At 68.3% G+C, this 19,468-nt stretch carries 18 protein-coding genes; 10 read left to right on the top strand and 8 right to left on the bottom strand.

The genetic code is table 11. From position 1 onward, the window contains the following. Positions 1-32: 32 nt before the first annotated feature. Positions 33-1,361: a glycerate kinase type-2 family protein gene (locus ACFQI8_RS08415; protein WP_390243918.1), complete on the bottom strand. Its 1,329-nt coding sequence runs from the start codon at positions 1,359-1,361 to the stop codon at positions 33-35. 53 nt (positions 1,362-1,414) lie between these two features. Here ACFQI8_RS08415 and ACFQI8_RS08410 point away from each other — a divergent pair, with 53 nt between their 5' ends. Beyond that, entirely contained in the window at positions 1,415-3,094 is a 1,680-nt protein-coding gene (locus ACFQI8_RS08410; protein ID WP_390243917.1) for a TraB/GumN family protein, read from the top strand. Continuing rightward, positions 3,091-3,714 carry a zinc metalloprotease gene (locus ACFQI8_RS08405; RefSeq protein WP_390243916.1) on the top strand — a complete coding sequence of 208 codons (624 nt, stop codon included), beginning with the start codon at positions 3,091-3,093 and terminating at the stop codon, positions 3,712-3,714. The genes ACFQI8_RS08410 and ACFQI8_RS08405 overlap by 4 nt, the downstream gene beginning before the upstream one ends. Before the next feature lie 502 nt (positions 3,715-4,216). On the opposite strand, the gene ACFQI8_RS08400 is transcribed toward ACFQI8_RS08405, so the two are convergent. Further along, entirely contained in the window at positions 4,217-4,453 is a 237-nt protein-coding gene (locus ACFQI8_RS08400) for a DUF8028 family protein (protein ID WP_390243915.1), read from the bottom strand. Between the two features lie 415 nt (positions 4,454-4,868). On the opposite strand from ACFQI8_RS08400, the gene purM reads away from it, so the two are divergent. Next, on the top strand, positions 4,869-5,843 hold the full coding sequence (purM, locus tag ACFQI8_RS08395; RefSeq protein WP_390243914.1) for a phosphoribosylformylglycinamidine cyclo-ligase: 975 nt from the start codon (positions 4,869-4,871) through the stop codon (positions 5,841-5,843). A gap of 72 nt (positions 5,844-5,915) precedes the next feature. Beyond that, on the top strand, positions 5,916-7,220 hold the full coding sequence (locus ACFQI8_RS08390; RefSeq protein WP_390243913.1) for a cytochrome P450: 1,305 nt from the start codon (positions 5,916-5,918) through the stop codon (positions 7,218-7,220). Positions 7,221-7,269: 49 nt separating this feature from the next. Here the strand turns inward: ACFQI8_RS08390 and ACFQI8_RS08385 are convergent, their stop codons facing one another. Then, a complete protein-coding gene (locus ACFQI8_RS08385) occupies positions 7,270-7,809 on the bottom strand; it encodes a CBS domain-containing protein (protein ID WP_390243912.1) in 540 nt (179 codons plus the stop codon). 113 nt (positions 7,810-7,922) lie between these two features. After that, complete coding sequence (locus tag ACFQI8_RS08380) at positions 7,923-8,282, bottom strand: DUF555 domain-containing protein (RefSeq protein ID WP_004970698.1); 360 nt, start codon at positions 8,280-8,282, stop codon at positions 7,923-7,925. Positions 8,283-8,622: 340 nt separating this feature from the next. Between ACFQI8_RS08380 and ACFQI8_RS08375 the strand changes: the two genes are divergently transcribed. Both ACFQI8_RS08375 and psmB read left to right on the top strand, forming a co-directional pair. Beyond that, a complete protein-coding gene (locus ACFQI8_RS08375; protein WP_390243911.1) occupies positions 8,623-8,796 on the top strand; it encodes a hypothetical protein in 174 nt (57 codons plus the stop codon). A 148-nt stretch (positions 8,797-8,944) separates the two neighbouring features. Continuing rightward, positions 8,945-9,676, top strand: a complete 732-nt coding sequence (gene psmB / locus ACFQI8_RS08370; RefSeq protein WP_390243910.1) for a proteasome endopeptidase complex subunit beta — start codon at positions 8,945-8,947, stop codon at positions 9,674-9,676. Positions 9,677-9,788: 112 nt separating this feature from the next. Here psmB and ACFQI8_RS08365 read toward each other — a convergent pair whose 3' ends face one another. Continuing rightward, complete coding sequence (locus tag ACFQI8_RS08365; protein WP_390243909.1) at positions 9,789-10,166, bottom strand: DUF8097 family protein; 378 nt, start codon at positions 10,164-10,166, stop codon at positions 9,789-9,791. 112 nt (positions 10,167-10,278) lie between these two features. Then, positions 10,279-11,808 carry a glutamate-cysteine ligase family protein gene (locus tag ACFQI8_RS08360; protein WP_390243908.1) on the bottom strand — a complete coding sequence of 510 codons (1,530 nt, stop codon included), beginning with the start codon at positions 11,806-11,808 and terminating at the stop codon, positions 10,279-10,281. Between the two features lie 118 nt (positions 11,809-11,926). Here ACFQI8_RS08360 and ligA point away from each other — a divergent pair, with 118 nt between their 5' ends. From ligA to ACFQI8_RS08340, 4 genes are all read left to right on the top strand, one after another. Then, positions 11,927-13,684: an ATP-dependent DNA ligase LigA gene (gene ligA / locus ACFQI8_RS08355; protein WP_390243907.1), complete on the top strand. Its 1,758-nt coding sequence runs from the start codon at positions 11,927-11,929 to the stop codon at positions 13,682-13,684. A gap of 73 nt (positions 13,685-13,757) precedes the next feature. After that, complete coding sequence (locus ACFQI8_RS08350) at positions 13,758-14,108, top strand: DUF8070 family membrane protein (RefSeq protein WP_390243906.1); 351 nt, start codon at positions 13,758-13,760, stop codon at positions 14,106-14,108. Positions 14,109-14,187: 79 nt separating this feature from the next. Next, positions 14,188-14,895: an MBL fold metallo-hydrolase gene (locus tag ACFQI8_RS08345; protein ID WP_390243905.1), complete on the top strand. Its 708-nt coding sequence runs from the start codon at positions 14,188-14,190 to the stop codon at positions 14,893-14,895. A 76-nt stretch (positions 14,896-14,971) separates the two neighbouring features. Next, complete coding sequence (locus ACFQI8_RS08340; protein ID WP_390243904.1) at positions 14,972-15,805, top strand: alpha/beta fold hydrolase; 834 nt, start codon at positions 14,972-14,974, stop codon at positions 15,803-15,805. A 24-nt stretch (positions 15,806-15,829) separates the two neighbouring features. Here the strand turns inward: ACFQI8_RS08340 and ACFQI8_RS08335 are convergent, their stop codons facing one another. Continuing rightward, complete coding sequence (locus ACFQI8_RS08335) at positions 15,830-16,930, bottom strand: DNA topoisomerase IV subunit A (protein ID WP_390243903.1); 1,101 nt, start codon at positions 16,928-16,930, stop codon at positions 15,830-15,832. Beyond that, positions 16,930-19,326, bottom strand: coding sequence for a DNA topoisomerase VI subunit B (locus tag ACFQI8_RS08330; protein ID WP_390243902.1), 2,397 nt, complete (start codon positions 19,324-19,326; stop codon positions 16,930-16,932). The genes ACFQI8_RS08335 and ACFQI8_RS08330 overlap by 1 nt, the downstream gene beginning before the upstream one ends. Positions 19,327-19,468 lie beyond the last annotated feature (142 nt).

The following is a 19,468-nucleotide window of genomic DNA, read 5'->3' as shown; positions in this document are numbered from 1 at the left end:
TGTTGTCCCGCCAGCCGAAGACTCCTCGGCGCTCAGACGCCCTCGCCGACCACGAGGACGCGCAGGTCGTTGACGTTCGTCCCCGTCGCGCCGGACTCGACGAGCGCGCCGGCCTCCCGGAGCACCGGGAGCGCGTCGTTTCTCGCCAGCGCGGCGTGGGCGTCGCCGGCGGCGACCGACGAGGAGTCCACGACCGCGCCCGCGACGTCGGTCCCGCCGTCCTTCCCGTCGCTGTCGATGCTGGCGAGGACGGTTTCGCCGGGGAGTTCAGCGGCGGCCGCGAGGCAGAATTCGAGGTTCGGTCCGCCGTCGCCGTCGCCGCGGACCGTCACGGTGCACTCGCCGCCCGAGAGCACCACGGCGGGCGCGGAAATCGGGTTCCCGGTCGCGAGTGACTCCTCTCCGACGGCGACGTGGGTCTTCGCGGCCTCGCGGGCCTCGCCGCGTACGCGAGACGAGAGGATGAGCGGGTCGTAGCCGCGTTCGTCGGCCACCTCGCGGGCGGCGTCGAGCGCGGTGAAGGTGTCCGCGAGAACGTGGTTCGTCACGCGGTCGAACACCGGGTCGCCGGGCTTCGGCGTCTCCGGCAGGTCGCCGGCGGAACCGCGGGCGAGGCGCGTGCGGACCGATGTCGGCACGTCGAGGTCGAACCGGTCTAACACGTCGAGGGCGTCGTCGTACGTCGTCTCGTCGGGCGCGGTCGGGCCGGAGGCGATGACGCCGAGGTCGTTTCCGACCACGTCCGAGAGGACGAGGCCGACGACCGTCGCGGGCGCGGCGAGCCGCGCGAGACCGCCGCCCTTCAGCGTCGAGACGTGCTTTCTAACCGCGTTGAGGTCGTGAATCTCCGCGCCGCTTTCGAGCAGTCTGTCGGTCGTCTCCTGCAACTCGGCGAGCGAGATGCCCTCGGCGGGGGCCGGGAGGACCGCGCTCGCGCCGCCCGTGATGGCGGCGAGGACGAGCGTCCGGTCGTCGAGGTCAGAGAGGAGGTCAGCGAGTCGTCGGGTGCTTTCGACGCCGCGCGCGGAGGGGACCGGGTGGTCGCCGGGGAGTCGCTCGATGCGCCCGTCGGCGCTCGGCGTCGGGTCGGGCGTCACCACGACGCCGCCGTCGATGCGGTCGCCGAGGACGGCTTCGAGGGCGTCGGCGACGCCGTCGCCGGCTTTGCCCCCGCCGACGACGAGGATGCGGTCGTAGGCGGTCAGGTCGTACGTGGCGTCCGCGACGGTCAGCGTGTCGCCGTCGAGCGACACCGACTCGCGGACGACGCGGTCGGGGAGCACGGCCTCGACGCCGGCCTGTAGGCAGTCGATGGCCGTCTCGTGGGCGGGCGTCGGGGTTCGCGCGTCGAACTCCTGCATAGTTCGTGGGGGATGCCGACACGGATAAAAACCGTGGGGCGGTAAACCCGGCGATGAACGATTCGTCGCCCGGCGAGGGTCACGTCCGCGTCGTCGGCACGGCCCACGTCTCGGCCGACAGCGTCAGAGAGGTCGAAGAGACCGTCAGAGAGGAGCGCCCGGACGTCGTCGCGGTCGAACTCGACGAGGGGCGCTACCGACAGCTGAAGGGCGGAACGCCCGACGACATCGAAGCGCGCGACCTGCTTCGCGGCAACACCGTCTTCCAGTTTATCGCCTACTGGATGCTCTCGTACGTCCAGTCGCGGATGGGAGATAAGTTCGACGTGAAGCCCGGCGCGGACATGCTCGCGGCGGTCGAAACCGCCGAAGACGAGGGCCTCGACGTGGCGCTCGTCGACCGCGACATCCAGGTGACCATCCAGCGCTTCTGGCGGCGGATGGGCACGCTCGAAAAGATGCGCATGGCCGGCGACCTCCTGTTCGGGGTCGCCGACGCCCGCGGCATCGGCGCGGTGTTCGGCATCGCCGTCGGCGTCGTTCTCGGGCCGCTCGTCGGCCTGTTCGGGGGCGCGGTCGGCGTCACCGACCTCCTGTTGACGCGCACCGCGACCGCCGCGGTCCTCGGGGCCGCGGCCGCGTACATGCTCTACACCGTCGCCTCGTTCTCCCTCGAGGGCGATGACGCGGTCCTCGCGGGCCTCGGCGGCGGCGCGGCAGTCGGCATCGTCGCCGGGTTCGGCCTCGGCCTCGGCACCGGCCTCGTCTCGGGAGTCCTCGGGAGCCTCGGAATCGCCATCGTCGGGAGTCTCGTCATCGGCGTCCTCGCGGGCGTCGTCGTGGGCGTCACCGTCGGCGCGGTCCTGAACGCCTTCGGCCTGTTCGCGCCCGTCGAGGGCGACGCCGACTACGAGGAGTTCGACATGGCCGAACTGACCGACGGCGACGTGGTCTCGGCGATGATGGAGGAGTTCCGCCGGTTCAGCCCCGGCGGCGCGGAGGCGCTCATCGACGAGCGCGACGCCTACATCGCCCACCAACTCGTCGCGCTCCGGCAGTCCGGTCGGCACGTCGTCGCCGTCGTCGGCGCGGGCCACCGCGAGGGCATCGAGCGCTACCTCGAACACCCCGAGACGCTCCCGCCGATGGAGTCACTCGTCGGCGTCGCGGAGAAGGACGGCTTCCCGTGGGGCAAACTGCTCGGCTTCGGCGTCACCGCGGTGTTCGTCGCCTTCTTCGTCCTCCTCGCGATGGCCGGCGTCGGCAACCAGCGACTCCTGACCATCTTCGGCGCGTGGTTCCTCATCAACGGTGTGTTCGCCGCCGCGCTCGCCAAGGTCGCCGGCGCGCGGTGGACCTCCGCCCTCGTCGGCGGCCTCGTCGCGTGGATGACCTCCATCAACCCGCTTCTCGCGCCCGGCTGGTTCACCGGCTACGTCGAACTTCGACACACACCGGTCAACGTCGGCGATATCGGCAAACTGAACGAACTGCTCTCCGACGAGGAGACGCCCATCGTCGAACTCGTCGGCCAGATGCTCGACGTGCCGCTGTTCAAGCTCATCATGGTCGTCGCAATGACGAACATCGGGAGCATCGTCGCGAGCTTCCTCTTCGTCACCTACGTCATTCCCGTCATCGCCTCCGACCTCGGCGGCGTCGCGGGCGTGACGAACCTGATGTTCGAGGGCGCGCGCAACAGCGCCGACCTCATCTGGAGGTCCCTGACGTGAACGTCTCGTTTTCCTCGCGCGAGCTCCGCGACCTGCTCGTCGCGTGGGTCGCGCTCGGACTCGCCTTCGCCATCTTCTTCGCCGGCGGCGGCAACCGCACCATCCAACTGCTGACGAGCGGGTCGTTCGGCCTCGCGCTCGTCGTGAGCCTCCTGACGGCCGGCGTGGGCTTTCTCCTCCACGAAGTCGCCCACAAAGTCGTCGCCGTCAGGTTCAATCAGGTCGCCGAGTTCCGCGCCGACTACGGCATGCTCGCAATCGCCATCATGAGCGCGCTCGTCGGGTTCATCTTCGCCGCGCCGGGTGCGGTCTACCACCGCGGCGTGCTCACCGAGCGCGAACACGGCCTCATCGCCCTCGCCGGGCCGGTGACGAACCTGCTTCTCCTCGTCGCGTTCGCGCCGGTGCTCGTCGTCGGCGTCCTCGTCGGCTCCGACGTAGTCCAGCTCGTCGGCTCGCGCGGGCTCATCATCAACGCCTTTCTCGCGGCGTTCAACATGCTCCCGTTCGGCTCGCTCGACGGCAAGACGGTCCAGTCGTGGAGCACGCCGGTGTTCGCCGGCGTGCTCGCCCTGTCGATTCTCCTCACTGTCGGCCTGTTCCTGTTCGTCGGGTTCTGAGCCGACCGAGGGCGGTTTCGGGCAACCCTCAACTCTCGATTTTCGGGTCGTCCCGTTCTCGAAGCCTCAAGCGACCGCTGGAGTCGAGACGCGGCAGAGAGCACTCGGAGGGCTCGAAGGGCTCGGCTCAGAATGCACAGACGGGACTCAGAGCGCGACAGTGACGAATGGAGGGAGAAGGGGACCACACGAATGCGGCGGGGACCGGTCGCCGTGGAGGTCGAGGTTCGAGAGCAGGTTGCGACCGTGGTGTGCAGTTCGGGACGCGAGGTCGGGAGTGGGCAGAGGTGGGCTGAGGTTGGTGTTCGGGCTGGAGTTGGGCTGAGGTTGGTGTTCGGGCTGGAGTTGGGCTGAGGTTGGTGTTCGGGAGAGGGCCGCTGTCGGGTGAGCAGGCCAGCGAGCGGTTCGCGGTCGGTCAGGGTTGACGCGCGCTCTGTGGAGGGGCGGCGTCGGCGGGAACCGAGACGAATCCGGGTTGGGCGTACGCGCCGAGGACCGCGATTTACTGCTGGCCGTGGTCGCGCCCGAGGACGAGCGCGACGGCGTGGAAGGCGATGAGCCCGGCGAAGATGGGGAGTTCGCCTGAGCTCAGACCGCCGCTGAGGACGGGCAGATACGCGAGGGGCAACGCGACTGCCGACCAGAAAGCGACGGTTTCGAAAGGGGCGTACGCGAGGCGACCGACGGCCGATGCGAAGTCGAGCGCAATCGAGTCGTTCGTGGAGGGGATTCCGGACATCGTCACTTCTGCATACGACAGGGACCACCATATAAGGGGCCGAGCGTTACCGTGAATTCGGTTCCTTTTTCGACCGTTCAGGGCCGGGAGATGGGAGACGTTCTCCTTTCGTAACGTTTTATGAATCGCTCAAATCGTCCGAGAAAGTTTATACGCCGCTCTCGTGCTTTTTCGCAAATGTTGTGAAGGTTATTGATTATTCGTCAACATTGGGTCGAAATCCCCCGATTAGGAGGGTCGTAGCGGAGGCCCTCGGAGGGCGCGCGCGTCCGGCAGGAGATGGGTAACCGAACGGGCGACACCGGTCCATCGTCCGTCCGTCGGCGGCCGGGTCGCCGGCGAACGCTCACCTATGCGAGAACGTGTATGGTTCGTACCCTGTGATTTTATATTTCGGCCTATCTCGTACACGAACATGACGAACGACGACTCCGACGGGATGACCTACGCCGACGCGGGCGTCGACATCGAAGCGAGCGAGGCCGCGACCGCGGCGCTCGTCGCGCAGGTCGGCGGCGGGTCGGGCGACTACGCCGGCCTGCTCGACATCGGCGACCGCTACCTCGGACTCGCCACCGACGGCGTCGGCACCAAACTGCTCGTCGCCGAGGCGCTCGGCGACTACTCGACGGTCGGCATCGACTGCATCGCCATGAACGCCAACGACCTCGTCGCGGCCGGCGTCCGGCCCGTCGCGTTCGTGGACTACCTCGCGGTCGACGCCCCCGATGAGACGTTCGCCGAGCAGGTCGGACAGGGCCTCGCCGCGGGTGCCGAAGAGGCAGACATCGAACTGGTCGGCGGCGAAACCGCCGTCATGCCCGAGGTCATCAACGGCCTCGACCTCGCGGGAACCTGTGCGGGATTGGCGAAGAAAGACGCCATCTTCCCCGGCGAGGCCGAGGAAGGCGACGCGCTCGTCGGCTTCCCGTCGTCGGGCATCCACTCGAACGGCCTCACGCTCGCCCGCAAGGCCGCGACGGCCGACGGCGACTATGACGACGCGTGGGACGGCGACGGCTACGACACCGTCGGCGAGGCGCTCCTCGAACCGACGCGGCTCTACACCTACCTGCTGGACGACCTGCGCGCCGCCGAGACCAACGCGGCGGCCCACGTCACCGGCGGCGGGTGGACCAACCTCGAACGCATGGGTGAGTTCCGCTACGCCGTCGACGACGCCTTCGACCCCCAACCCGTCTTCGAGTTCGTCCAAGCGCGCGGCGGCGTCTCCGACGAGGAGATGCACACGACGTTCAACATGGGCACCGGCTTCGTCGCCGCGGTTCCCGAGGAGAACGCCGAGGCGCTGGTCGAGGCGACCGACGGCCGCGTCATCGGCCGCGTCGAGGCGGGCGAAGGCGTCTCGATTCGCGGGCTCGACCTCTGAGGCCGAACCGAGCGCCGAGTCGAACTGTTCGATGGGAAGCACTATTGTATCGATGTTCGCTGTACTGGGGATGTGACTTCACCGCCACCGACCCCGAGCGGCCTCCCGCTCGTGGGACACACCGTCGGCTTCGCGGCCGACCCGTTCGGCTTCGTCGCCGACCTCCTCGCGGACCACGGCGTCGAGGACGCGGTCGGCCTCGACGTGGTCGGAATGGACGACCTGTACGTCCTCGCCCACCCCGACCACGTCGAGCGGGCGTTCGTGACCGACCGCGACTCAGTCGTCAAGGGCGGCGAGTTCGAGGCCGCCTTCGGCGACGCCGTCATCGCCGCCGAGGGGGCCGAGTGGCGGCGACAGCGCGACGAGCTCGAGCCCTTCTTCCGCTGGGAGCGGGTCGACGAGTACGCGCCCGCGATGCGCCGGCAGGCCGAGCGCCGCCTGCGCACGTGGCCCGACTCGGGAACGCTGTCGCTCGAATCCGAGATGAAGGCGGTCACCTTGGACATCATCTTCGACACCATCCTCGGACGGGAGCTCGACCTCGACGGCGACGAGCGGATTCGAGCCGCCGCCGACGGCCTCAACGGTCGCTTCGCGCCCGCGTCGTGGGTGTTGCCCTCGTGGGTGCCGACGCCGAGCCGACGCCGGTTCGACCGGGCCGACCGCGCCCTCCGCGAGGAGGTCCGCGAACTGGTCGAGACCGCCGACGAGGCGAGCCTCACGCGCCGACTCGCCAACGCGCTCGGAAGCGACGCCGACTACCCGACGACCGTCGAGTCGCTGGAGAACCAGCTCGTGGGCATGATTTTCGCCGGCCACGAGACGACCGCGCTCGCGCTCACCTACGCGCTGTACCTGCTCGCGACCGACCCCGAGACCCGCGAGCGCGCCGCCGCCGAGGTCGACCGCGTCGTCGGCGACGGCCCCGTGACCGCCGACGCGACCCGAGCGCTCCCGGTACTCGAACGCGTCATCAAGGAGGCGCTCAGGCTCTATCCGCCGGTCCACACGCTCCCGCGGGAGACGGCCAAGCCGTTTTCGACCGGCGACCGAGTCATCCCGGCGGGCACGGACGTCCACCTCTCTGTCATCCGCATCCATCGCGACGAGCGGTGGTACGACGACCCGCTCGCGTTCCGACCCGAGCGATGGGACGACGAGACCGACCGCCCCGCCTACGCCTATCTCCCCTTCGGGGCCGGACCGCGGAGCTGTCTCGGTCGGGCGTTCGCGCTCACGGAGGCGAAAATCGTGCTCGCAACCGTCCTCCGCGACTTCGAACTCGACTGGGGCGGCGACGGGGAGTTAGCAATCGCGCCCGAGATGACGACCCAACCGAAGGGCGAGACGCCGCTCGTCGTCCGGCGGCGCTGAGTCCGAGGCGGCGTGCCTCGAGGAGTCGTCGTCGGCTTCGGGGTCCCTCTCAGATGTGGGCCGCGATGTCGGCCTCGGTGATGATGCCGACCGTCTCGCCGCTCTCGACGACGATGATGGCCGAGTTGTGGTCGAGGTAGACGCCGATTTCGTCCAGCGTCGTGTCGGGTTCGACCGTCGTGACGCCCTCGGACATGACCTCGTTGACCGGGCGGTCGGTGACGTCGTCCTCCTGAACGTGGCGGATGTCGGCGTTCGAGATGATACCGAGCGGGCGGCCGTTCTCGATGACGGGCAACTGCGAGAAGCCAGCGTCGAGCATGATGTCGCGCGCCTCGCGGACGGAGTTGTCGGGGGCGACGCTCCGGACGGTCGTGTTCATGATGTCCGCCGCGCGAACGATGCGCCCTTCGGCCTCGTCCAGCGCCTCGACGATGCGCCGGAGCGTCGAGAGCCGCGGGTCGACGTCGCCGCCCTCGATGCGGGCGATAAGCGGCTGGGAGACGCCGGCCATATCGGCGAGTTTGCTCTGCGTCAAATCGAGGGAGTTCCGCCGTTCCCTGAGGTCTTGGGGCGTGGGGAGTTCCATGCCGAGGTAATTACCTGTAGTTATGAAAAAGTGTTCCGGTCGCTCGTGTCGGGCGGTCGCCCCGAGTGCGGTGGCCGGCGCGACGCGGTGCGGCCGGGCGCGACAGCGCGGCGTTACTGATCTTCGTCCGAGTCGAACTCGCGGATGTCGATGACGTCGAGGGGGACGTCGCGGAGCGCGCCGCCGACCTCGCTTTTCGCGATGCGGGAGGCGTGCTTCTCGCCGTCCGCGTTGAAAATCTTGATTTCGAGGAGCAGGCCGACCAGCGCGGTGTTGGCCGCGATGAACGCGGAGTCGAACGGTTCGCCACAGGCGGGACAGGGCGTCGCGCCGACTTCGACCTCGACGTACTCCTTGTCCTTCTGGTTGAGTCGCTTGCCGGCCTCGCTGACCGCGACGCCGATGGCGTCGTCGATGTCTTCTACGTCCCGGACCAACCAGGCCGCCTCCATCGCGACGAGATAGTTGCTCATACACACGTTACGCGCCGGTGGGGTTTCGTGTCTTGTGGTTCGAGCGCCGGGGCGTGTGGGATTCACACGCCCGGCGCGCGCGCCGGCCGCGACGCGCCCGAATCCGCGACACTCCCCCCGTTCGACCGGAGCGCGCGCGACCCGCGCATGCCACGGCGATAATCGCTATAACTTACGAAAAAGCGCTCCGCGGGTCACGTGCGACCCACGCCGAATAGTCGGTCTAGTTGGATTAGAGACAACTGTGCTTTAATCGGCAGACAGCGCCGGGGTGTTACGCACCGGGGTGAGAGAAGACTTATATACGGGCACCGCCCGAGCCTCGACTGAAGACACGGTGATGATTCCCCGCCTAACCAAGTACGTCCTGTTCGCCGCCTACCAGCTATCGGTCGCGATGGGTATCGCGCTCCTCCCCGTCGCGCTCGCCGCTCGCCGGATGGGTGTGACCCTCCCGATTCGCCGGCTCGTGGAAACGACCGGAACCGCCTACAAACGCGCCGCGGGTCGCTAACCCGACTCGCGCGACCGCTTCCGTCCGATGATACTCGCCGCGAGCGACCGCGCCGCGCGGCCGCCGCCGACGCGCGTCTGACGCTTTGGCACCGGCAACGGCGAGGTGAAGGGTTGCATTTATCAGCGCCGAAGTGCAATCGCTGACAATGCGTACCCCGACTCACGACGAGTTCTCCGGCCGTCTCGACTCGCTGAACGGCGACCGCTCGAACGTGTTCGGCCCCGAGCTCGGCGAGTTCTCGCACGCCGAGCGTCGCGCCGACTCGCTCGGTGACAAAGAGACGAAGACCGGAACGACCACCGTCGGTATCAAGACCGAAGACGGCGTCGTCCTCGCGACCGACATGCGCGCGAGCATGGGCTACATGGTCTCCTCGAAGGACGTCCAGAAGGTCGAAGAGATTCACCCGACGGGCGCGCTGACCATCGCCGGCTCCGTCTCGGCCGCCCAGTCGCTCATCAGCTCCCTGCGCGCGGAGGTCCGCCTCTACGAGGCCCGCCGCGGCGAGAATATGAGCATGCAGGCGCTGTCGACGCTCGTCGGCAACTTCCTCCGCTCGGGCGGGTTCTACGTCGTCCAGCCCATCCTCGGCGGCGTCGACGAGACCGGCCCGCACATCTACAGCATCGACCCCGCCGGCTCCATCCTCGAAGAGGAGTACACCGTCACCGGCTCCGGTAGTCAGTACGCCCTCGGTGTGCTCGAACAGGAGTTCGAAGACGGCCTCAGCATCGAGGAGGCGAAACAGGTCGCCACGAAGGCCATCCGCTCCGCGGTCGAGCGCGACCTCGCCTCCGGCAACGGCATCAACATCGCCGTCGTCACCGAGGACGGCGTCGACATCCAGCGCCACCAGAACTTCGAAGGCCTCGAATAAGTCGCCCGCAGTCGGCGGTCTCTCTCCGTTTTCGCGATTGTCCACCGGCGGGACTGGCCGGACTCCCGCGATGGGACTCCCGCCACGGAACCCCCGCGGTCGCAGTTCTCACTCAGTCGTCGCTCGGAAGCGGCCGCAGAAACCCGTACCACGTCCGGTAGGCGACCACGCCGAAGACGCGCCCGAACCCGAAACTGTACCGGAACGACTCGGTGCGGGGGAGCAGTCGGCGCTGGACCGCGATACCGACGAGGCTGACGGCCATCCCGCGACGCCGATTCGTGCGAACCTGCCAGCTATCGCGGTCGTTGGCCCACACCTGCCCGGCACCCCACACCCCACCGACGGCGAACCCACTCGGCGACAGCGGCGTCGGCTCGTGGGACTCGTCGTCGCTGGAGCGGAGCAGACGACGCATCGACACCATCCACAGCGCGGTGAGAACTGCGATACCGAGTTGGACGACCGCTTTCGTCCGACGGGAGACCATACGCGGTCTTCGTGGGACGCGACAATAGGTATTTCTCCGACAAAACGCGAGAGCGTCAGCGAGTGACGAGACGGCCGCGAGCGCCGTCGCGGACGCGGGCGCTCGAGTTCCCTCAGAGCCAGTCGGCGAACGCGCCTTCGAGGAGCGAGTCGGACTGTCGCTCGACGTACTCGCGTTGCATCTCGCGGAGCGCCGCCTCGAAGTCGCCGCCGTCGCCGAGGGCGTCGCGGACGCGGGCGCGCTTCCAGTCGGCCGGCGTGACGCCCATCTCGACGCGCTTGCGCAGGGGTTCGAGGTAGTAGTTGGCCTCCTCCTCGGAACAGCCCGCGAGCCGAAGCCCGTCGCGGGCGTGGACGAGCAAGTCCTCGTAGAGGTCCGCGCCAGTCACCTCGTCGCCGTCGACGTCTATCCAGCGCAGGTCGCCGTGCGGCCCCTCGCGCCTCGCGGTGTAGAAGTTCTTCTCTGCGGTCTCCCAGTCGAGGTCGATGACGGGGTGGTCGAGTCGGGGGAGCCGCTCCATGAGGCCCGCGAAGGCGGCCTGAAACGCCACCGAGTCGCGGACGGTCGGCTGGCCCGCGATGGGGCGGAACTCGATTCGGGCGTTGGCCGACGACCGGGACGCGCCGTCGAACACCGGGCGGACCCACCGCCAGTAGGTGCCGTGTTTCCGGCGGAGCGTGGCGAAGTCGTCGTCGAAGCGGTCGCCGCGCTCGACCGACATGGGGACCATCGTGGAGTCCTCGACGACGCGGTCGACGGCGTCTTCGACGGTGTCGAGGTCGCCGGGGAAGGCGACTTTCTCGTGGTCGCCGGAGTTGAGCACCGACTCGAACACCGCGATGCGGTTTTCGTCCCAGCCGTCGACGAGAATCTCCTCGCCCGTCACGTCCTCGTCGTAGAGGTCGGCCGGGAAGAACGGCGAGTTGACGCCGAGCGCGAGGAGCGGTCCGGCGACCCGGAGCGCGTAGTTGAAGTGGTGCGGCAGGTCGGCCGCGTGCGGGACCTGATAGTGCGGCTGGATGGACGTGATGAGCGCCTCGGGCATCACGGTGTCCGCTTCGAGCGAGACGTGCGGCGCGTCGAGCCTGAACGACTCTGGGGCGGTCGGTCCGTTCGCCATCGCGTGGTATCGCACGGAGTTGCTCATGTTCGTCGCGAGGCGGACGCCCCCGTCGGTGACGGAGTCCGTCAGGTACTCGCGGGCGCTCTCGCCGGCCGGCGGGATGCTCCACATCCCGTCGGAGACGAGTCGCATCCCCTCGGCGGCGGCGCAGTCGAGCGCGGCGTCGAGTCGGGCGCGGACCTCGGACTCCTGCGCGCGGAGGCCGTGGGGGTTCAGCGGCTGGGGGCTCGTGGTCATCTCGGCGTTGTGGAGCCCCAGTTCCTTCTCGAAGCCCATGAGTCCGAGCAGTCGGCGCGGGACCCGCATGAGCGCGTGCACGTCGTCTTCGCTCGCGGACCAGCGACCGTCGGAAACGGCGTAGAACTCGTACTCCAAGCCGACGATAGACTGGTGGTTGTCGAAGGTCCCCTCGCGCAGTTCGCGCTTGAGCACATCGGCGTCGGCTTTCGCTTGCGCTTCGAACTCGGCCGCGTCGACCGCGAGCACGTCTTCGACGCGCTCTGCGAGGTCGTCGCTCATACCCGGCGTTCTGACGGCGAACGTCTTCAACTTCCCGGCACCGCGGTCGTTCGGTAGCGAATCACACCCCCGACGACTGTCGAGACGCTTTTGCCCCGCGCGGCGATACCCACGGACGATGGAGTTCGCCGAGTTCGCCGCCCGCGCCGCCGAGATAGAAGCCGAGCCAGCGGACCTCGCGGTCGTCTCGCTCCTCTCAGACCTCTTTCGCGACGCTCGCGACGACCTCCCGACAGTCGCCCGGTTCGTCCAGGGCCGCGTCTTCCCGGCGTGGGACTCGACCACGCTCGACATCGGCCCGCGGCTCTGTCACGAGGCCATCGCCCGCGCGGCCGGCCCGAACGTCTCGGCCGACGACGTGGAGGACCGCCTCGCCGACCGCGGCGAAATCGGCGCGGTCGCCGCGAGCTACGACTTCGGCGGCCAGCGCGGCCTCGCCGCCTTCGGGTCGGGCGGTCGAGACGGCCTGACCGTCGCGGAAGTCGATTCGGAGCTCCGCGCCCTCGCGGCCGCCTCCGGTTCGGGGAGCGAGGAAACGAAGCTCAAGACGCTCTACGGCCTGTTCAACCGGACCGACCCCGACGAGGCGCGCTTCCTCGCCCGGCTCGTCCTCTCGGAGATGCGCATCGGCGTCGGGGAGGGAACCGTCCGCGACGCCGTCGCCGAGGCGTTCGTGGTCGACCCCTCGGACGCCGCCGCCATCCGCGACGACGAGGCCGACTCGGAGACCGAAGCCGCCGCCCGCGACCGCCGGAACGAGGCAATCGCCGCCGTCGCCCGCGCCCTGCAGGTGTCGAACGACTACGGCATGGTCGCCGAACTCGCCCGCGACGAGGGCGAGGCCGGCCTCGACGAGGTCCGCCTCGAAGTCGGTCGCCCCGTGCAGGCGATGCTGGCGCAGGCCGGCACCGCCGCCGACGCGCTCGACGAGTGGGAGACCGCCGCGGTCGAGACCAAGTTCGACGGCGCGCGCGTGCAGGTCCACCGCGACGCCGACGGCGAGGTCTCGCTGTTCTCGCGCAACATGGAAGACGTAACCGGCGCGCTCCCCGAGGTAGTCGAGTTCGTCGCGGACGCGGTCGACGAACCCGTCATCCTCGACGGCGAGGTCGTGGCGATGGACGACGGCGGCGAACCCCTCCCGTTTCAGGAGATTCTCCGGCGCTTCCGCCGCAAGCACGACGTGGGTCGGATGCGCGAGGAGGTCCGCGTCGAACTCCGGGCGTTCGACTGCCTGCACGCCGACGGCGACGACCTCCTCACCGACCCGCTTTCCGCCCGTCACGACCGACTGACCGCGGTGCTCGGCGACGAGTCGGCGGCCGTCTCCGACCTCTTCCTCTCGGACGACCCCGACGAAATCGCCGCCTACGAGGCCGACGCGCTCGACGCCGGCCACGAGGGAATCATGCTGAAGAACCCCGACGCGCCGTACTCGCCGGGCGACCGCGGGAAGAACTGGCTGAAGCGCAAGCCCGACGTGGAGACGCTGGACCTCGTCGTCACCGGCGCTGAGTGGGGCGAGGGCCGCCGCGCGGAGTCCCTCGGAACGTTCCTGCTTTCGGCCCGCGTCGAAGCCGACTCGGGCGACGACGCCTTCGAGACCATCGGCAAGGTCGCCACGGGCATCACCGACGAGGAGTTGGCCGAGTTGACCGACCTCCTCGAACCCGAAATCGAACGCGAGGCGGGCAAGGAGGTCGACATCCGCCCGTCGGTCGTCTTCGAGGTCGGCTACGAGGAGATTCAGGCGTCGCCGACGTACTCCTCGGGCTACGCGCTTCGGTTCCCGCGGTTCGTCACCGTCCGCGAGGACAAGACCGCCGAGACGGCCGACTCGCTGGACCGCGTGGAGCGACTGGCCGACTCGCAGTGACCGAGGCTCCCCGCGGGTCGCGCCCAAAGAGAGATACTATCTGGGATTCGACGTGTTATCATGGTGACGACACGTGAACGTTGACGCCCTCCTGAAGCCGGTCGTCCGCTATACGGGTCTCCTCGGACTGCTCACGGTCGGGACAGTGTATTTCGCCACGCACTCGGGGATGTACATGCTGGCGTTGGCGGGGGCCGGCGTACTGCTCGTCGTGCTCGGCGGCGGGGCTGTCGGCCGGATGGGGCCCAGCAACGTCGAACACGCGGGCGAAAAGGGCGGGACGAACAGGGTCGTCTCGAACGCGGGGCTGTGGTCGCCCGTCGAGACGAACACCTCGCTCCGACTCGCCCTCCTGTGTTACGGGGCCGGCGTGTTCCTGTGGAGCCTCGTCGTGTTCGGCGTCCTGCGCGACACGCTCGTCTGACACGGCGTTCGACGCCCTCGCGTCCGTCCCGTCCGGCCCAAGAGCCGCGCTTTTGACCCCTCGGTTCGAGGTGTCGCGTATGACTATCAAACACGACGGCCTCGACGTGTCGTGGCTCGGCTACGCGACCGTCAGAATCGAGTCGCCCGACGGCTTCGTCGTCTACTTCGACCCCGGCCGCTACGGCGTCCTCGACGACTACTACGCCCGCGACGGCGACCTGATTTTGGTCACGCACAACCACCACTACGACTCCGACGCCATCGAGCAGGTCGCCGACGCCGACGCGACCGTCGTCGCCTTCGAGGGCGTCGACGCCGCGACCATCGACCGCGACGTGGTGCCGGTCGAAGACCTCCCCTACGAGACGGTCCGCGTCGGCGAGGAGGACCACCTCACCGTCGGCGAGGTCGACGTGTGGTCGCTCCCGGCGTTCAACGACCCCGACGGGCCGCACCTCCGCGACGGCGACGTCGTCCACCCCCGCGGATTCGGCTGTGGCTTCCACATCTCACTCGCCGACCGAACCGTCTTCTGGCCCGGCGACTCCGACGTGCTGGCGGGCCACGAACACCTCGAAGTGTCGCTGTTTCTCGCCAACATCGGCGGGTCGGTCGTGATGGACCGCCACGAGGCCGCCGACCTCGCGGAGACGCTCGACCCGGACCTCGTGCTCCCGATTCACTACGACACGATTCCGCTTCTCGAAACCGACCCCGACGCCTTCGTCGTCGACGTGGCGAACCGCGGTATCCCGGTCGTCATCGACGACCCCGACCAAGTCTGAGGCGGAGCGGCGGGACGGACAGACGGACAACCGGACGGACAGAACGATTTTGCCGCGCCGGGCCGTCAGTTCGGGTATGGACCTCGACTACGGCATGCTCGGCGGCCGGCGGCCCTACTACCGCTTCGGCGACGCCGACGCCGACCCACTCGTGGTGCTTCCCGGCCTCTCGGACGCCTTCCAGCGCATCGACCCGAACCGCGGGGCTGCGGCGGCGCTCGCCGGTCTGTTCCGCGAGTTCGACGACCGCGACGTGTGGGTGGTCGGCCGACCGCGACACCTCCCGGTCGGGTCGACCACGCGCGACATGGCCGCGGGCTACGCGGGCGTCATCGACGAACAGGACCTCTGGCCGGCGGACGTTATCGGCGTCTCGATTGGCGGGCTGGTCGCCCAGTATCTCGCCGCCGACTACGGCGACTACGTGGACTCGCTGGCTGTCGTCTCCGCGGGGACGCGACTCGGCGGCCACGGCGAGAACATCGTGACGCGCTGGCGCTCGCTGGCGGGCAAGGGCCGCTGGGCCGAGGTCGTCGCGGACGCGGAGCGGGAGTCAGCGACCGGCCTCGAAGCGACGGTCGCTCCGGCGCTCATCGAGGCGGCCGGTCGGCTCGTCGACCTCCGACCCGCCGTCCCCGCCGACGCCGTCGTCTCCTGTACGGCCTGCCTCGAACACGACTCCCGAGAGATACTCGGCGGCGTCGACGCGCCGACACTCGTCGCCGTCGGGAAGTCCGACCGACTGTTCCCCGAGCCGCGGGTTCGAGAACTCAAAGACGGCGTCGCGGACGCGACGCTCGCGCTGTTCTCCGGGGCGGGGCACCATCTCGCCACGAGCGAACCGCGAGCGCTGAACGGCGTCGTCAGACGCTACTTCGACGGGTTCCGCGGCGACGGGCTGTATCCCTGACCGGGACGGAAACCGGCGCTCGGGTTAGATGATACCCATCTCGTCGAGGCGCGTCGGCAGGTACTCGTCGGTCACGAAGTCGAGACCGCGAGAGGCCAGCGCCTGCTGTTCGGCCTTCTTGCCGATGTCGAGTTGGAGCTCTATCTGTTCGGTCCAGTAGTCGCCCATGAACCGCGGGTCCTCCAGTTCGGACTGGAGCGCGTTGACGTCGGAGTCCGCGAGCGGGTCGGTCGGGAGGTCGTAGTCCACGATGTCCTGCGGCTGGATACCCACGAACTTCGCGTCGGGCGTGGCGAGATACTCCGAGAGGTGCGCGGACTTGATGGAGCCGTAGGCGACCGAGCCGAAGATGCGGTAGGACCACGGGTCGCCGTCGGTGAAGACCACGACCGGCAGGTCGAGTTCGTCGTGCAGGCGCTTGGTGATACGGCGGGTGGCGCGCGCCGGCTGGCCGCCGAGGTGGACGACGAGCGCGTTGTAGTCGTCGTCGAAGCCGTTCTCGACGAGTCGGTCGCGCATCCCGCCGGTCTCGACGCACATGACGAAGTCGATGTCGTGTTCGAGGAACTCGATGGTGTCGGGGTTGTTCGGAATCTGGTAGCCGCCCTGTCCCACGTCCAACTGGCAGTGAATCTCGCGGTCGCCGCGGTTCGTCTGCTCGCGGATTTTGAGCGGGCCCATGAGCTTCGCGCCGGACTCCTCCGGGCGCATGTGGAAGTCCTCGCGCTTGACCTCGCTGACGATTTCCAAGTCCTCGATGAGCTTGTTGGACTCGTCTTGGTCGGAGAAGTGCGCCTCCTCGTTGTCCCACGACTCGGAGATGTAGTACAGCTCACGCAGGGTGGACGAGCGGTCCTCGTCTAACTGCCGCGCGAGGAACTCGATGGTGTAGGCGGCCTTCAGGAGCTTTCTCGCGCCCCGAACGCTGTTCGCAGAGCGCTTCGAGGTCCGGTCGCCGTACACCCAGACGTTGGCGTCCTCGTCGTACTCGATGTTGCTTTTCGTCCGCGTCGGGAGCGTCATGTACGGAATCTCCCCCGCGTCGAACTGGTCGTAGAACTCCGCCGCGAGGTCGATGAGACGCTCGCGGACGCGTTCCTCGGATGTCTGCCGTTCGGATGCCATTATACGTTCACCGTGAGTTTCTCCGTCTCGACGCCGTCGACGTTGATGTCGAACGACGCGTCCTGTGCGACCGAGTACGTGAGCGTCGCCGTCTCACCGGACGACACCTCGGGGTTCCACTTGACGAACCACTCCCCGTCGAGGTCGACGACCGTCGCCTCCCCGTCGAGGCCGGCCGGCTCCGCCGAGACGATGTCCGTGATGTCCGGCGACTCGTTCGTGTTGGAGTGGTTCGTCACCGTGAGCGTCACCTCGCCGTCGTCGACGGCCCGCTCGACGGTCAGGTTGTTCATGATGCGGCCGAGCGCGCCGTCGATGTTGGGCTCGGGTCGGCCGGTGACCTCCGAGAGCTTCGTCGCCATCTGCGGGAGGATGCGACCGAGGACGTCCTGTTTCTCGCGGCGCTTCTGGAGCGACCGCCGCTTCGAGAGATAGGACTTGAGGTCGCGGGCCGCCTCGCGGATGGCGAGTTCGACCTCGTCTTGAATCGCCGGCACGTCCGCGAGCGCGTCCTTCGACTCGCTCGTGAAGGGGACGTTCGTGGAGGCGACGTGGACCATGAGGACCGCGGGGCCGTTCGGCATGCCGGTGCCGCCGGGTTGGTCGAGCCCGTAGTTCCGCCAGCCGATGTCCTTGACGACGTGGGTGATGGTACACGCGCCCTGCTGGTAGACGAGCGGGACGCGGTTGGCGAACCGGAGCAGGTCGATTTTCCCCTCGGACTTCAGTTCGCCGCCGTAGGCGATGCCGGCCTCGACGATGAACGGGTCGCCGCCGTGGACCTCGGCGTCGCGGGTCGCCGCGGCGTAGAAGTCGGCGTCGAACTCCTTTTTCAGGCCGGCTTCGACGAGTTCCGCCGAGATGGGTGAGAGACAGTCCGTCGGCGGCGCGAGGATGTCCGTCTCGCGCATCGCGTCGAGCAGGTCGCGGGCCACGTCGCGGTCGTCGGCGACCTCGCGGACCTTCGGCACCTCGTCGGAGACCGTACGCATCCGCGACCAGATGGCGTCGGCGACGTTCTCTTGGGCCGTCTCGCCGTAGGTCTCGTCCTCGCGCTCTTCCGTTCGGTCGGCGGCCCACGAGACGAACTCGGCCACGTCGCCGCGGGTGGCTCGGTCGGCCGGGCCGGTCGTCTCGGCGAACTGCGTGGCGATGGAGCGCGCCATCGACAGCTTGCCGGCGTCGTCTTTCTGCGTGGTCGTCACGTCGTCGACGATGGCGTACACGTCGCCCTCGCGGTCGTCGGTGAGAGCGGGCCACAGCGCCTCGATGACGTTCTCGCGGACCGTCTCGCCGAACGAGGTGTCGGTCTCCTCGCCGACCGTCTCGGCGACGTTTTCGACGACTGCGACGAGTTCGCCGTGGGCGATGCGCTCTTTGCCGACGACGATATCGACCAACTCCTCGGCGAACGCCGCGGTCGCCTCCTTGCCCTTGTTGGCGACGGCGTCCTCGACGACGGCGACGAGGTCGGCCGCCTCGGTCGCGTCGGGCGTCCGCCACGTCATCTCGCGGCCGAAGTGTCGGTCGCGGAAGGCGTCGTGAACCTTGTCCGAGGTCTTCGCGCCGACGCGGGTGAACTCCTCTTGGAGGAAACCGGAGACGGAGTACGACTCGGTCGCCGAGAGCATCTTCAGGAGCGTCCCGAGTTCGACGCCGTGGGGGTGGGGACGAATCTCCTTCGTCTGCTTCGGAAGCTGGTCGGTCGCCCGCTCGAACTTCATCGGCTCGTCGAGACCGGGTTCCCGGAGTTCGAGTCGGGCGTGGGGGTTGACGACCGCCGTGTGGAGGATGTAGTCGTGAAGCTGTTGGCGGGCGCGCATGTTGGCTTCCATCTCCAACTCGATGCGCGTGCCGTGGGAGCGGTCCCACGAGGTGGTCTTCTCGGTGCGAATCTCGGGTTCGTTCTGGTCCGTGTTGATGACGAGTTCGAAGTACTCGGCGTCCTCCGAACCTTGCGTCCGACTCGTCACCTTGGCGGGCTTCCCGCTCGTCAACTGCGAGTAGAGAACCGCCGCGGAGATGCCGATACCCTGCTGGCCGCGGGACTGCTCGCGCGCGTGGAAGCGAGAGCCGTAGAGGAGCTTCCCGAACACTTTGGGCACCTGCTCTTTCGTGATGCCCGGCCCGTTATCCTCGATGACGAGGCGGTAGTAGTCGCCCGCCTCGGCGATTTCCACGTAGATGTCGGGTTGGATGCCCGCCTCCTCCGTGGCGTCGAGCGCGTTGTCCACCGCCTCCTTGACGGCGGTGACCAACCCGCGGGCTCCGCTGTCGAAGCCCAACATGTGCTTGTTCTTCTCGAAGAACTCGGCGATGGAGATCTCCCGCTGGCCCTTCGCCAGCTCCTCTGCGATCCCCGGCTCGTCACCGAGTGTCGACTGGAACGAGGTCATTTCCTGATGCGCATCTACCCAGTCCCGCGTTAAGTACTCACCGGCAACGGAGTGAAAGTGAAATCGCGGCGTTGACGCCCTTCGAGGGCCGTCCGCAACGGAACGCCGAATCGTGTTATACAGAGTCACCCACGAAACGCGG

This window comes from Haloferax chudinovii (assembly GCF_042663345.1).
GTDB classification, from domain to species: Archaea; Halobacteriota; Halobacteria; order Halobacteriales; family Haloferacaceae; genus Haloferax; species Haloferax chudinovii.
This window is presented reverse-complemented; position numbering and strand designations above follow the sequence as displayed.

Excerpts from the sequence above, each read along its gene's own strand:
- ACFQI8_RS08365 (WP_390243909.1), bottom strand. The coding sequence starts at position 10,166 with ATGGTCTCCCGTCGGACGAAAGCGGTCGTCCAACTCGGTATCGCAGTT.
- purM (WP_390243914.1), top strand. The coding sequence starts at position 4,869 with ATGACGAACGACGACTCCGACGGGATGACCTACGCCGACGCGGGCGTC.
- ACFQI8_RS08385 (WP_390243912.1), bottom strand. The coding sequence starts at position 7,809 with ATGGAACTCCCCACGCCCCAAGACCTCAGGGAACGGCGGAACTCCCTC.
- psmB (WP_390243910.1), top strand. The coding sequence starts at position 8,945 with ATGCGTACCCCGACTCACGACGAGTTCTCCGGCCGTCTCGACTCGCTG.
- ACFQI8_RS08400 (WP_390243915.1), bottom strand. The coding sequence starts at position 4,453 with ATGTCCGGAATCCCCTCCACGAACGACTCGATTGCGCTCGACTTCGCA.
- ACFQI8_RS08360 (WP_390243908.1), bottom strand. The coding sequence starts at position 11,808 with ATGAGCGACGACCTCGCAGAGCGCGTCGAAGACGTGCTCGCGGTCGAC.
- ACFQI8_RS08340 (WP_390243904.1), top strand. The coding sequence starts at position 14,972 with ATGGACCTCGACTACGGCATGCTCGGCGGCCGGCGGCCCTACTACCGC.
- ACFQI8_RS08375 (WP_390243911.1), top strand. The coding sequence starts at position 8,623 with ATGATTCCCCGCCTAACCAAGTACGTCCTGTTCGCCGCCTACCAGCTA.
- ACFQI8_RS08380 (WP_004970698.1), bottom strand. The coding sequence starts at position 8,282 with ATGAGCAACTATCTCGTCGCGATGGAGGCGGCCTGGTTGGTCCGGGAC.
- ACFQI8_RS08415 (WP_390243918.1), bottom strand. The coding sequence starts at position 1,361 with ATGCAGGAGTTCGACGCGCGAACCCCGACGCCCGCCCACGAGACGGCC.
- ACFQI8_RS08410 (WP_390243917.1), top strand. The coding sequence starts at position 1,415 with ATGAACGATTCGTCGCCCGGCGAGGGTCACGTCCGCGTCGTCGGCACG.
- ACFQI8_RS08345 (WP_390243905.1), top strand. The coding sequence starts at position 14,188 with ATGACTATCAAACACGACGGCCTCGACGTGTCGTGGCTCGGCTACGCG.
- ACFQI8_RS08335 (WP_390243903.1), bottom strand. The coding sequence starts at position 16,930 with ATGGCATCCGAACGGCAGACATCCGAGGAACGCGTCCGCGAGCGTCTC.
- ACFQI8_RS08330 (WP_390243902.1), bottom strand. The coding sequence starts at position 19,326 with ATGACCTCGTTCCAGTCGACACTCGGTGACGAGCCGGGGATCGCAGAG.
- ligA (WP_390243907.1), top strand. The coding sequence starts at position 11,927 with ATGGAGTTCGCCGAGTTCGCCGCCCGCGCCGCCGAGATAGAAGCCGAG.